Raw genomic sequence first — 13,458 nt, 5'->3', positions numbered from 1 at the left:
CACGGGTATCGGTTACGCGGCCTGGATGGTGCGGTACGTGGTCCGCTACGTCCGCAGGCGCAGTGCTGGTCAGGTAATGGGCCGATCGGCGAGCAGCTCGCTCTTCAGCTCCTCGCGCTTGCTGATCCCCAGCTTTTCGAAGGTCCGGTAGATGTGTCCCTCCACCGTCCGCACCGACAGGGAGAGCCGCTCCGCGATTTCGGCGTTGCGGTAGCCCTGCATAACAAGTGATGCGACGTCGCGTTCCCGTCGGGTCAGCACGGGCGCTCCGGGGCTTAGCCGCTGCACAGGAGCATCTCCGGCCTTTTTACTGAGTATGCGCTGGACACGGAGCAGGAGCGCCGCGTCCCCGTTGGCCTTCGCGAGCCGGAGCGCCTCGGCTGCGCACCGCTCCGCCAGCCGCTTCCAGCCCGGTTCAACCGTTTCGGTCCCGAATCGTGCCAGCTCCTCGGCGTCCTCGTCCAGGACTGCCCTGGCGAAGCGGTCCAATACCCGTGCCTGCGGGCCCTCGAAGTCCCCGGAGATCTTCCGTAGCCGGTTCAAACCGTCCTGGTCGCCCAAAGACAGGGAAAGGAACCGCAACTCGAACTCCGCCGAAATGAATCCGGCCTTCTCAGCTTCAGCGGCGAGCACCTGCAGGGAGGCCGGCGGCTGGGCCTCCATAGCCAGCACGGAAGTCGCGGCAGCCAGGTACCCCTTTGCCAGCAGCCGATAGGGCGCCGCTCCACGCGGTTCCAAAGCCGAGCCTTCGGCCAGCAGTTCTTCGGCCATGGTGGAGGAACGCTCCGAAGCGGCAACGAACGCCCCCAGGGCGATCGCCAGCGGCAGCAGCCCCTCTGGATCGTGGGTCCGCAGCCCTTCCACGGCGGCGGCAAAGTGGGTCAGGGCAGCCGCCGGTTTAGAGGTCCGCAGGTGCATGATCCCTACGGCGAAATCGACGACGCCGGCGATGTGCACCAGCGACCCGAACATACCTCCCATGCCGCGCTGCACTGTGTCCTGCATCTGGGTCCATTCCCCCGTCCAGGAGAGGGCGACCAGGCGGCGGTGCAGCACGAACTGGTAATAGGAGAGGAAACTCTGCCCGCCGCGGGTGAGGATGGCCATCGCATCGCGGGACAGTCGTGCCGCCGCCCGGACCCGGCCTGTTGCGGCCATGAGCTCGCTGAGCAGCGCCTTCCCAATGAGGATCGCCTCTTCGTCACCGGCGTCGCGGGCAGCAGCGAGGATATCGTCCAGCTGCTCTTCCGCCGAGTTGAAGCTGCCGGCTGCGACCTCGGCCATCAGCGCCAACAGGCAGGCGCCGCGGCGTGAGGAGGCAATGTCGGCAGCCAGCTCCGGGTCAGCCTCGGGATGCGTTTCACTGGTCCGTTCGATCCGGTCGACGGCGCCCTGCCAATCCCGGGCGATGGAGGCCAATGCCGGAGAATACCCGTCGTTGTTAATACTCAACTGCACCCTTATGAGCACCGCCATTTTGACCGTGGTGAGGTCTGCGGCAGTTTCCGTGGCTCCGGCAAGCAGGTCTGCCGCCGAGGCCATGCTGCCATCCTGGAAGCAGGCCCGTGCAGCCTGGACCCTGGCGGCCACGGCATGATCGGGGCCCTTGACGGCGCCCGCTGCCCGCAGGGCCGCGGCACTGTCGAAAATATTGTTGGCTCGGTACGCTGCGTTCACCAATTCCGCATCACTGACCGTTTCCCCGCAGTCCAGGGACCAGCAAACCCACCGCAGCAGGTTCTCACCGCCGGTATCGGGCTTCCCGACCGCCAGGAGGCGCCGTCGCAGCCGGGCGCTGCGGGCAGCCGGAACCATCCGGCGGATCACTTCCCCGTACATCGGGTGCATAGGGCGCAGCAGCCGGGCCGGATCAGCGGAGAGGCTTACCAGGCGGGCTTGGGTGAGCGAATCCACGGCGCTATGGAGGCCCAGCCGGAACGCCGTGGCCGCGGGCAGCGGCTCGGCCAGGGCAATGATTTCCAGGGCGTCGCGTTCCTCCTCGGTCAGGTCAGCCAGCTGCGCCCGGAGCAGATCACCCAACCGGCCCCCCGGGGTGAGGACCTGTTCGTGCAGCAGCCAGATCCCGCGTCGGAAAATCAGGCTGCCGGTGCGTACCGTTTCGGACAGCAGCGCCAGGGCCAGCATGGGATTGCCGCCGCTGGCCCTGGCCAGGTCAGTGCTGGTGCCCGTAAGGACCGGGCCTCCGAGCGCCTGCACGCAGAGCTCATGGATCTGGTCCTCGGTGAGCGGCAGCAGCTCGTGCCGGGACAACGTCCCTTCCCAAATCTGGTGTGAGAGGCCTTCGGAAATATCGGAGATCCTCCGGGTCAGGACCAGGATCCGGATCCTGGCCGAAGCCACGAGTTGGGCCAGCAGGTCCGCGGCCTGACCGTCCAGCGCTTCGGCGTCGTCCACAATGACCAGCGGTGCATGCGCAGGATCCTGTCCACCGCCGTCGCCGGTTCCGTGGCTACCATCGGGAAAGAGCTGGTGGAGCAGGGCCCGCATGACGGCAATCGGGGAATCGGTATCCCGCGGATCCAGCTCGGCGATCAGCGGAGCGAGAGCGCCGTAGGGGACCGCGGAAAGCGATGAGCTGGTGTGGATCCGGTGAATCGGGATCCGGCCCTCCAACTGCGCGGCGACAGCGCCGGCCAGCGCACTCTTGCCCATGCCGGCGTCGGCCACCACTACAGCTCCGTGGCCCGCCGGACGCTGGACGCTGGCCAGCACTGAGGCCAGGACATCGTCCCGTCCCACCAGCGGCTGCAGCTCAAATCCGTGTGTCACCAGTCCCCCTGTCTTCCAACCGGCCCGGCCTAGCCTAGGACCTCGACAAGTTCCGGGCGTCCGGAGACACGCAGCTTGTCAAAGATCTTGCCGAGGTGCCAGTCGATGGTCCGCGGAGACAGGTTCAAGGCACGGCTGATTTCCTCCCGGGTAGCGGTGCCGGCTGCGCGGCGGGCCAAATCGGCCTCGAAGGGGCTGAGGGTCTCAAGCCGCGCTTTGATGGAGTTGGCGTCGCGCAGTTCCCGGAAGCTCAGATGCTCAAGCCGGCGGGCGCTCCGGCCCTGGGCGCGGCCAAGCTGATCGCGCCGGCCGCGCAGGAGGCGCTGGGCGGCACTGGCTGCCGCATGGCAGTGCAGATGGTTCTGCAGCTCCAGGGACAGCTGCGCCGATTCCAGCAGCAGTTCCGGGTCGCTGCCGGCCAGACCTGCCCCGAAACAGAACTGGGCCCGGGTCCATGTGCCATCCAAAGGCTCTGCCGCTGCCGCGAGCTCGCGGGCTGCCTCCAGGTCTCCGGCCCTGGCCGCAGCCGTGAGGCAGTCCAGGCCGGCTGCCACCATCCCGGAGTCGAGACAGTTCGAGGCCATGGCACGCAACTGTGCGCCCAGCGCCTCGGGATCCTGCGCCAGTTCCGCCTGCAGCCGCAACATGGCGGTCAACAGCTTTGCCTGTGCAGTTGGTGGATAGGCAAATTCCGCCGCGTCGGCGAGGTACTGTTTGGCCGCGGTGTGGTCTTCCTGCAGACTGCAGGCATAAGCGGCCAGCGTTTGCGCCACGGGCAGGACATCGGTGGGATCCTGCACCTGCAGCTGGTTTATGGAGGATGTCAGAGCCCGCATTGCCTTGTCAGCCCTGCCTGCCAGCGCATGGACCAGGCCTGCTGCCACTTCCCCGGAACTGCCGCGGAAGGCCTTGCGGGTTCCCCATTCGGACAGTGCCTCTACCTGCTCCCCGGCAAGGCGAAGCTCTCCCGCGCTGATCAACCCCATCACGGTCCTTGTGTAGACCCGGTAGCGGGCCCCGGGCGGCAACGTCCGGCCTGTGTCCCAGCCCATTGGCTTCATCAGGGCAAGCGCTTCATTGGCGCGGCCGGTCAGCGCAAGGAATTGCGCCCGCAGCGAGGCCGCCTGGATTCGGAGGGCCGCCGGGAGGCCCTTTCGCGTCGGGATGTGCTCCAGTTCTGCCGGAATCTCCTGCAGGCGCCCGGTGTTGATTGCCAGGGCGGCGCGAGTCAGCAGTACCGTGGTGCGCTGTTCTGCCGTGTCCTTACCCGTGCCAAGGACAGCGGCCGCCTCCCGCAGTGCCACGTCCGGGTCGCCCTGCGTGGGCACGAGCCGCAGCAGTTCGGCCTTGCCGAGCATCAGCGCGCCCCTGGTGTGCGTGTCCGCGACAGCAGCATTTGAAGCCTCAAACCTCTCCACCACCTTCAACGCTTCGAGGTTGGACCCGGATGCCATGAGCGCCCCTACCTCTTCCAACACCATGCCCGGGCTCCGCCGGGCAGCCGGCACGGAGCGGATATAGCTCAACGCGGACGCCGGGTCGTCACCGGCGTTGGCCAGGGCTGCGGCGCGCAGTGCCGTGGCTGGTGCCAGGGTGCCATAACAGGCCAAAGTCCACCCCGCGAAACCGGCCAGCGCCGGCGCATCGAGTTGCTCGGGGTCCATGATGCCGGAGAGCGCCTCCCAAAGTTCACGGCTGCGTCCGGGCGGAACGCTGCCGGCGATAGCGGGCGCTGAGGTGAAGTCGGCCAACCGGGCGGTGCCGGTTTCCGTGACCTCGACCACCCGCATTTCCTCGAGTGCTTCGACGGCCTCGGAACCAACCAGCTGGACGAGCGCCGGGAGCGGAAGTCCCCCGGCCAGGGCCAGCAGTTCAACCAGGGAGCGTTCAGGTGGTGCAAGGCGCTTCAGCCGGGCCGCCATGACTTCCCCAACCTGGGCCGAATACACCAGGGGCTTGGCCAGGACCCAGACGCCTCCCTTCTGGACCAGGCTCTTGCAATTCGCCTGGACAGGCGTATTCAGCCTGATCAGATGGGGGTTGCCCGCGGAATGGCTCTGCATGGCCAACGCTGCCGTAGAGGACACGCGGCCGCCCAGGAGCGATTCCATCAGTGCCCCGGTCTCGGCAAGGGTAAAGGGGATCAGATCAATGCGGCGCAGCAGCCCGTCACGCCACAACGCCAGGAAATCGGGAGCGGCGGCACCGAGATTCTCGACTGTGGCCAGAACCTTGACAGCGGAACGTCGTACCAGCTGTGAGACGGCCATGGTGGTGGAGCCGTCCAGATGCTCTGCGTTGTCCAGCAGGAGCAGCACCGGCAGCCCCGCTGCCTGCTTGATAAGCAGGGCCTCCAACTGCGGCAGCAGCTGCACCGGCCGTTCGGAGACGCCCGCCGGAAGCTCGGAGATGAGCCAGGCCAGCGCGCCGAACGGGGTTTGGCCCGACATCTGGCTGCCCCGGATATTGACCACGTGGAAGTGGGCGGCAGCGGCGGCGGCACGAACGAGTGCGGTCTTGCCGATCCCCGCGGGCCCGACGACAACCGCGCCTGCTCCTGCCTGCAGGGCCGCTCCCAGCTCCGCCAGCGAATCGGTGCGGGCCACAAGCAGGTTCCGCCCTTTGGTGTCACCCCACATATGTTTGTCCACGCCCCCCGCGGCTTTCACAGCTGTTTTCAGCAACCCAGCTGAAGCATAACGGGCGGCTACTGTTGTGAGCGTACGCCGGATGCCGTATTTCGTCCACAACATACAAACGCATCGAGCAGTCAGCGGTGGAAACAGTGCTGTGAGCGGTGGGGACGGTGCTGTGAGCGGGTCGCCGCGAAGACCTGCTTGCTTGCAAAAGGGACCGGCGCCGAGATGGGGGTGGCCCAGTCTCGGAGGCCTCCCGACGCCGGCCCCAGCTTTGCGTTGCCCGAAGGCACGTAACAATTCTAGGCCCGTTGCAGGCACCCAACAATGGGGATAGGCACGTTGGGGATGACGGGTGCCGTACCCGTTTTCACGAACGGATTACCTGTCGGAGCAGGACCTTTTGCTCGCATCCCGGGACGGCTTTGCACTGATCGGCGGTATCAGGACCCGGTCGAGTGGAACTTCTGCTGCGCGGCGGTGAGCCCCTCGGTCAGCAGCAGTTCAACGGCGTCGGCCGCATCGCCGATAAGGACCGGCAGTTCCTTGGCCTCCACGGAGGGGAAGTCCTTCAGCACGTAGTCGGCGGTGTCCATCCGCCCGGGTGGACGGCCGACGCCCACACGCACCCGGAGATAGTCCTTGGTGCCCAGGGCCCGGCTCATGTCCCGCAGGCCGTTGTGCCCGCCCTCGCCGCCGCCGGCTTTGAGCTTGATGGTGTTGAACGGAATGTCGATCTCGTCATGGACGGCCACTACGTTCCCGGCCGGAATGTCGAAGAATTTGCTCAGCGCCGAGACCGGTCCGCCGGAGAGGTTCATGTAGGTCAGGGGCTTGGCCAGAATCACGCGCGGCCCGCCGATGCCCAGCCGGCCCTCCAGGATCTGCGCCCGGGACTTGTGGGTCTTGAAGTTCCCGCCCACGCGGGAGGCCAGGTCATCGAGGACCATCTGGCCGATATTGTGCCGGTTACGGCTGTAGCCGGGCCCGGGATTCCCGAGCCCGACTACAAGCCAGGTGTTGCTGTTCACTACAGGTACTGCTCCTTCGACAAGAACCGGACGGCTCCGTTACGGGGAGCAGACCCCGGAGATGAATTAGACCTCTGCGTCAACTTCGGCAGCTGCAACGGCGATCTGCTCATCCGACGGTGCGCCCAGGTCCTGAACAACGGACTCGGAGATGTTGATGATCATGGTTTCGGGGTCCAGCAGCAGCTCGACGCCGGCCGGCAGGTCCAGGTCCTTGGCGTAGATGTGCTCGCCGGCGACGCGGCCTTCGATGTTGACCACGATGGTTTCCGGCAGGTTCGTGGCGTCTGCGGCAACCAGGACCGTGTTGGCTTCCTGGTTGTAGACGGAGGAGCCCGGTGCCAGTTCGCCGTCAACGTGGACGTTGACCTCAACCTCGACCTTTTCGCCCTTGCGGACGGTCAGCAGGTCGATGTGCTCGATGATCTGCTTGATCGGGTCGCGCTGGATGTCCTTGGCCAGGGCCAGGTGGGATTCGCCGTCGACGTCGATTTCCAGCAGGGCGTTGGAGGTGCGGACAGCCAGCGTGGTGGCCTTGGCCGGCAGCAGGATGTGCATGACCTCGGCGCCGTGGCCGTAGATGACGGCGGGGATGAGGTTGGCAACGCGTGCCTTGCGGGCAGCGCCCTTGCCGAATTCGGTGCGGACGGTTCCTGCGAGCTTCTGCTCAGACATTTCAAACTCCTGATTATGGATGTTCCGTGGTTGCCGGGACGAAGGCGCCGGTATGGGAACAGCGCCGCACTTTGGTCACCGATCCGAGAATCAGGTCCGTGCGGTCAGAAGTTGCCAGCCACCGTCGATAACGGAGTATTGCCCGGATCTATCCGGACCTCTCCCTCGCCTAGGCATCGCAGACCATCCTACCAGCAGCACGCTGCCCGTCCGAACCGGAGTCCGAACGGGCAGCAGCAAAGCGGTTGGTCCGTGCGGACCGGCGGGCCTTAGGCCTTACCGTCGAAGAGGCTCGTCACCGAGCCGTCTTCGAAGACCTCCTTGATGGCCCGGGCAATCAGCGGGGCGATCGAGAGGACGGTCAGCTGGTCGAAGCGCTTGGCCGCGGGAATCGGCAGCGTGTTGGTAACCACTACCTCCCGGGCGCCGGATTCGGCCAGGGTGCGGGCGGCCGGATCGGAGAACACGGCATGGGTGGCGGCGATGATGACATCCTTGGCGCCTGCCTCCTTCAGCACGCGCACGGCGCCGGCGATGGTGCCGCCGGTGTCGATCATGTCGTCGATCAGCACGCAGGTGCGTCCTGCGACCTGGCCGACAACCTGCTTGGACACAGCCTGGTTCGGGACGGTCAGGTCCCGGCTCTTGTGCACGAATGCCAGCGGCGAGCCGCCCAGGCGCTCGGCCCACTGCTCGGCGACCCGGACGCGGCCGGTGTCCGGGGACACGACAGTGACATTGGAGACATCCACGCGGGTGCGGATGTAGTCGGCCAGCAGCGGGATGGCCATCAGGTGGTCCACGGGGCCGTCGAAGAAGCCCTGGATCTGCGAGGTGTGCAGGTCAACGCTCATGATGCGGTCAGCGCCGGCCGTCTTGTACAGGTCCGCGATCAGGCGGGCCGAGATCGGCTCGCGGCCGCGGCCCTTCTTGTCCTGGCGGGCGTACGGGTAGAACGGGGAGACCACAGTGATGCGCTTGGCGGAGGCCCGCTTCAAGGCGTCAACGGTGATCAGCTGTTCCATCAGCCAGTTGTTCATCGGCGCGGGGTGCGCCTGGATTACGAAGGCGTCGGTGCCTCGGACACTCTCGCCGGGGCGGACGTAGATCTCGCCGTTGGCGAAGTCATACGAGGCCAGCGGCAGCAGGTCCGTGTCAAGACAGCGTGCGATCTCCTCGGCCAGCTCCGGGTGGGCCCGGCCAGTGGCTAGGACAAGCTTCTTTTCACCTTGTGCGGTGATCTCGCTGCTCATTAATGATCGCTTTCTCGCGTGGGGGAATCAGTTTCTGAGGAAGAGGTTATGGAATCTGTGGCTGAAGCGGAGGCGTTGGCCGCGGCCGCTGCGTCGGCTGCCGCAGTGCCCGGCCGGTTGGTCAGCACCCAGCCGTCGAGGTTGCGCTGAGGCGCCACATTGATGGCCAGGGAGCCGGCCGGAACGTCCTTGCGGACCACCGTTCCAGCTCCACTGTACGCGCCGTCGCCCACTGTAACGGGGGCCACATACATGTTGTCGCTGCCCATGCGCACGTGCGATCCGATGGTCGTGTGGTGCTTGTTTACGCCGTCGTAGTTCACGAAAACGGACGCCGCACCGATGTTGGACTGCTCGCCGATGGTGGCGTCCCCCACATAGGAAAGGTGCGGCACCTTGGATCCGGCGCCGATGTTCGCGTTCTTGGTCTCCACGAAGGTGCCGATCTTGCCCTTGGCGCCCAGTACGGTGCCCGGGCGCAGGTAGGCGAAGGGCCCGACGTCGGCCCCGTCGCCCAGGCGGGCGTCGGAACCGTGGGTGCGGACCACCTTGGCGCCCTCCCCCACGCTCACATTGGTGAGGGTGGTGTCGGGGCCGACGACGGCGTCGCGCGCCACCGTGGTGGTGCCGTGCAGCTGGGTGCCGGGCAGGATGGTGACGTCCTCGGCCAGCGTGACCCCGGCGTCGATCCAGGTGGTGGCGGGGTCCGCGATCGTGACGCCGGCACGCATCCAGCGGACGAGGTTCCGGCGGTTGTGTTCGGCGTTCAGCGCGGCGAGCTGGACGCGGTCATTGGCGCCTTCCACCTGCCAGAAGTCACCGGTAACGACGGCGGCAACGCGGCCGCCGTTGGCCCGGGCCAGGCCGAGGACGTCGGTGAGGTACATCTCGCCCTGCGAGTTGTCGGAGGTGACCTTCGACAGCGCTTCACGCAGCACGGCGGCGTCGAAGGCGTAGATGCCCGAGTTGATTTCGGTGACGGCGCGCTGGGCGTCGTCGGCGTCCTTGTGCTCGACGATCGCGGTGACCGTGCCGTCTTCGGCGCGCAGGATCCGGCCGTAGCCGGTGGGATCGTCGAGGTGCGCGGTCAGCACGGTGACGGCGTTGCCGTCGATCTGGTGCACGGTTACCAGCTGGCGCAGGGTGTCCGCCTCCAGCAGCGGAACGTCACCGTAGGTCACCACGATGGTGCCGTCCAGCGGTGCAAAGGCGTCCAATGCCTCCAGGGCAACCTGGACAGCGCGGCCGGTGCCGGGAATCTCGTCCTGGTCCACGATCACAGCCTGCGGGGCGGCGGCTGCCACGTGCGCTGCCACCAGGTCCCGCTCGTGCCGGACGACGACGGCGAGGGCCCGGGGGTACAGCGCCTGCGCCGCGGCCAGGGCGTGGCCGATCATCGAGGTGCCGCCGACCGGGTGGAGGATTTTCGGAGTGCGGGACTTCATCCTGGTCCCCGCTCCGGCGGCCAGGACAATCACGGCCGCTGGTCCGCCGCTGGGGGCGCTATCGGTGGATTCGGCATCCTGATTGGTCACGAAGAAGCGCTCCTGTTGTGGTCCGGCCGCTGAAGTGGTGGCAGGCAACCGGGCCTGCGCCCGGCGTTTGCCGTTCCGCCCATAGGATTCGAACCTATACTCCACGGCTCCAAAGGCCGGGGTGCTGCCATTACACCAGGGCGGAAAATGTGCAGGTCACCCCGCACACAAGTGTTTAGTTTGCCATGTCCGGCGACACCGGCGCGAGTTGAACCGCCGCAGGGCCCGTATTACGCGCCGGCCGGCCCCGGATGTCAAGACCGTAGACTGTGGTGGTGGTTAGAATTCCGGCACGCGGGGCACGCCTGCGCATGACCGGCGCGCAGCGGCGCGCCCAGCTTATCGACGTCGCCCGGGGCCTGTTTGCCCTGCGTGGGCTGGACGGCGCCACCATCGAGGACATTGCCGCTGCTGCCGGGGTCTCCAAGCCGGTGGTCTACGAGCACTTCGGTTCCAAGGAAGCGCTGTACACCGAGGTGGTTGATGCCGAGTTTGACCGGCTGCTGGCCGTGATTACCGAAGCGCTCAGCGCCGACGCCGGCCCGCGGATCCTGATCGAGCGGGCCGCGTACTCGATGCTGGACTACATCGAAGGCCATACCGACGGGTTCCGGATTCTGGTGCGCGATGCCCCGCCGTCGCAGCCTGAAGGCACCTTCGCCACCTTGCTCTCCCGTGTAACCGTCCATGTGGAGCACATCCTGTCCAAGGAATTCGGCAACCGCGGGCTGAGCGCCGAGGTAGGCGGGATGTACGCGCAGATGTTGGTGGGCATGGTCGCGATGACCGGCCAGTGGTGGCTGGACGCCCGGACCCCCGACAAGGCCACAGTGGCGGCCCACCTGGTGAACCTGTCCTGGAACGGGCTCACCGGCCTGCAGAAGGATCCCCGGCTCACCCACATGGATCCGGCGTTCCTGCCTCCGGGGACGGAGCCCGACGTGGTCCTGACCCTCTCGGCGGTCCTGGTGCGCGACGGCGCCGGCCGGGTGCTCCTGGTCCGCAAGCGCGGGACCTCGAAGTTCATGCAGCCCGGCGGCAAGCTGGAGCCCGGCGAGTCCTTCAGCGGCGCTGCAGTGCGCGAGGTGCGGGAAGAGCTGGGCCTGGCCCTGGCCGAGACGGACCTCGAGGTCCTGGGCCACTGGTACGGTCCGGCCGCCAACGAGGAGAACACCTTCATCGACGCGGGGCTGTTCGCCTACACGATCTCCGATCCCGGGCAGGCCGGCGGACTGGCTGCTGCCGCCGAGATCGAGGAACTGCTGTGGCTTGACCCGGCACAGGCGCTCGAGCGCGACGATCTCTCCCCGCTGCTGCGCGACCACATCCTGCCCCAGCTGCTCGCCGGGGCCTAGCTGCACTGACCGAGAGTCGGGATCACGCCCGTCAGGCTCGCCGAGAGTCGGGATCACGCCCGTCAGGGGCGCCGAGAGTCGGGATCACGCCGAAAAGAGCGAGCGAAAGCGGCAACATCTCGACAATGGACGGCGTCGCAGCGCACGACATCGACACTCGAAGCCCGTCCAGACCGGACCGGTGACTAGCCCCGCTGAGGGCACGCGAAAGCCCGCACCCGGGAAACGGAACACCGCGAACGGCGTCTCCGCCCGGATGCGGGCCAGCGGCAAGGCCCCCTGCTACTCGAGCTTCTCCGAGGCCTCCAGCCACTGCAGCTCCAGGTCTTCCTGCTCGGATGCCAGGGTCTGCAGTTTCTTGTTCAGCTCTGCCAGCCGGTCAAAGTCGGCTCCGCCGGACTTCACGGTGGCGGCCGTCATTTCGGCGTTGACCTTCTCGACCTGGGCCTTCAGCTTGGTCATCTGCCGGTCGATCCGCACCAGGTCCTTCTTGGCAATGCGCTTTTCCGCCTCGGAGGCACCGGAACCGGTGGCCACCGCCGTCGCAACCCCACCGGAGCCCGGACGCGAGGAGCCCGCCGCTGCGGCACGGGCCGCCTGCGAGGAACCACGCGCCGCCGTCGTCGCCGAGGAGTTCTTCGCCAGGGCGGCACCGCGCAGCTCGAGGTACTGGTCCACGCCGTTGGGCAGACCGCGCAGTTTGCCGTCGCCGAGCAGGGCCATCTGGTGGTCGGTGACGCGTTCGAGCAGGTACCGGTCGTGCGAGACCACCACGAGGGTGCCGGGCCAGCCGTCCAGGACATCTTCGACGGCGGCCAGGGTGTCGGTGTCCAGGTCGTTGGTGGGCTCATCGAGCATCAGCACGTTGGGTTCGCCCACCAGCAGGCGCAGCAGCTGCAGCCGGCGGCGCTCACCGCCGGAAAGCTCGCGCACCGGAGTCCACTGGCGCTGGGCGTTGAAGCCCAGCTGCTCCACCAGCTGGCCGGCCGAGAGTTCCCGGCCGCCGACGCTGAAGACGCGCTTCTCGTTTTCGATGACCTCGATCACGCGCAGGTCGGCGACCTCGTCGAGCTCTTTGACCTCCTGCGTGAGCACCGCGGTCTGCACCGTCTTGCCGCGCTTGAGCCGGCCCGAGGTGGGTTCGATTTCACCGTTGAGCAGCCGCAGCAGGGTGGTCTTGCCGGCGCCGTTGACGCCCACCAGGCCCAGCCGCTCCCCCGGCGCCAGGCGCAGGGTGATGTTCTTGAACAATTCGGTGTCGCCCAGGGTCAGCGACACTTCCTCGAGGTCCAGGACGTCCTTGCCCAGGCGGGCGGTGGCCATCTTGTTCAGTGACAGGGTGTCGCGCGGCTCGGGAACGTCGGCGATCAGGTTGTTCGCCGCCTCGATGCGGAACTTGGGCTTGGCGGTCCGGGCCGGGGCGCCGCGGCGCAGCCAGGCCAGTTCCTTCTTCACGAGCTGCTGGCGCTTGCCCTCGACGACGTTCGCCATCCGGTCGCGCTCGGCGCGGGCCAGCACGTAGGCCGCGTAGCCGCCGTCGAACGGGTCGATCACGGCGTCGTGGACTTCCCAGGTCCGGGTGCAGATTTCATCCAGGAACCACCGGTCGTGGGTGACCACGAGCAGGCCGCCGGCGTCGGCGCGCCAGCGGTTCTTCAGGTGCTGCGCCAGCCAGGCCACGCCTTCGACGTCGAGGTGGTTGGTGGGCTCATCCAGCATGACGACGTCGTCGTCCCCGGTCAGCAGCTTGGCCAGCGCCACGCGGCGCTTCTGTCCACCGGAGAGGGAGGATACCTGGGCGTTCCAGTCGACTTCCTGGATCAGTCCGCTCATGACGTCGCGGATGCGGGCGTTCGAGGCCCACTCGTAGTCGGCGGCGTCGCCCACGATCGCTTCACCGACGGTGAGGTCGCCGTCGAGCACATCGGACTGGTCCAGATAGCCGACGGTGACGTCGCGGCGGCGGGTGACCCGGCCGTCGTCGGGCGTCTGCCGCTCGGCCAACAGGCGCATCAGGGTGGACTTGCCGTCGCCGTTGCGGCCGACGACGCCAATCCGGTCCCCCTCTTCCAGGCCCAGGGAAACCCCGTCCAGGATCGTGCGGGTGCCAAAGGAAATGCTGAGGTTCTCAGCACCAAGCAGGTGTGCCAATCGGTACTACTTTCTTGTGATGTCAGGAATAT

At 67.1% G+C, this 13,458-nt stretch carries 8 protein-coding genes, 1 tRNA gene and 1 pseudogene; 2 read left to right on the top strand and 8 right to left on the bottom strand.

What is annotated here, in order from left to right:
• Window positions 1-69: 69 nt before the first annotated feature.
• From KKR91_RS04980 to KKR91_RS04950, 7 genes are all read right to left on the bottom strand, one after another.
• A complete protein-coding gene (locus tag KKR91_RS04980; protein WP_210230349.1) occupies window positions 70-2,790 on the bottom strand; it encodes a LuxR C-terminal-related transcriptional regulator in 2,721 nt (906 codons plus the stop codon).
• 29 nt (window positions 2,791-2,819) lie between these two features.
• Window positions 2,820-5,429 carry a helix-turn-helix transcriptional regulator gene (locus tag KKR91_RS04975; RefSeq protein ID WP_215057281.1) on the bottom strand — a complete coding sequence of 870 codons (2,610 nt, stop codon included), beginning with the start codon at window positions 5,427-5,429 and terminating at the stop codon, window positions 2,820-2,822.
• A 440-nt stretch (window positions 5,430-5,869) separates the two neighbouring features.
• Window positions 5,870-6,457, bottom strand: coding sequence for an aminoacyl-tRNA hydrolase (gene pth / locus KKR91_RS04970; protein WP_210230345.1), 588 nt, complete (start codon window positions 6,455-6,457; stop codon window positions 5,870-5,872).
• Window positions 6,458-6,523: 66 nt separating this feature from the next.
• Window positions 6,524-7,132 (bottom strand): 50S ribosomal protein L25/general stress protein Ctc, encoded by a 609-nt coding sequence (locus KKR91_RS04965; protein WP_210230343.1) that lies wholly within the window; start codon window positions 7,130-7,132, stop codon window positions 6,524-6,526.
• 269 nt (window positions 7,133-7,401) lie between these two features.
• Complete coding sequence (locus tag KKR91_RS04960) at window positions 7,402-8,385, bottom strand: ribose-phosphate diphosphokinase (RefSeq protein ID WP_210230341.1); 984 nt, start codon at window positions 8,383-8,385, stop codon at window positions 7,402-7,404.
• Window positions 8,385-9,920: a bifunctional UDP-N-acetylglucosamine diphosphorylase/glucosamine-1-phosphate N-acetyltransferase GlmU gene (gene glmU / locus KKR91_RS04955; protein WP_273544940.1), complete on the bottom strand. Its 1,536-nt coding sequence runs from the start codon at window positions 9,918-9,920 to the stop codon at window positions 8,385-8,387. Before glmU ends, KKR91_RS04960 begins: the two co-directional genes overlap by 1 nt.
• A gap of 73 nt (window positions 9,921-9,993) precedes the next feature.
• Window positions 9,994-10,065 (bottom strand) — tRNA-Gln (locus KKR91_RS04950).
• Window positions 10,066-10,231: 166 nt separating this feature from the next.
• Here KKR91_RS04950 and KKR91_RS04945 point away from each other — a divergent pair.
• Window positions 10,232-10,816, top strand: a pseudogene (locus tag KKR91_RS04945) (TetR/AcrR family transcriptional regulator); the annotation flags it as partial.
• A 6-nt stretch (window positions 10,817-10,822) separates the two neighbouring features.
• On the top strand, window positions 10,823-11,275 hold the full coding sequence (locus KKR91_RS04940) for an NUDIX hydrolase (RefSeq protein ID WP_210230779.1): 453 nt from the start codon (window positions 10,823-10,825) through the stop codon (window positions 11,273-11,275).
• Window positions 11,276-11,557: 282 nt separating this feature from the next.
• On the opposite strand, the gene KKR91_RS04935 is transcribed toward KKR91_RS04940, so the two are convergent.
• Window positions 11,558-13,426 (bottom strand): ABC-F family ATP-binding cassette domain-containing protein, encoded by a 1,869-nt coding sequence (locus KKR91_RS04935; RefSeq protein ID WP_210230339.1) that lies wholly within the window; start codon window positions 13,424-13,426, stop codon window positions 11,558-11,560.
• Window positions 13,427-13,458 lie beyond the last annotated feature (32 nt).

Source organism: Arthrobacter jiangjiafuii (assembly GCF_018622995.1).
In the GTDB taxonomy this organism is placed as follows: domain Bacteria; phylum Actinomycetota; class Actinomycetes; order Actinomycetales; family Micrococcaceae; genus Arthrobacter_B; species Arthrobacter_B jiangjiafuii.
Note: the sequence above shows the minus strand (reverse complement) of the source record. Positions and strands in the feature narration are given on the sequence as shown.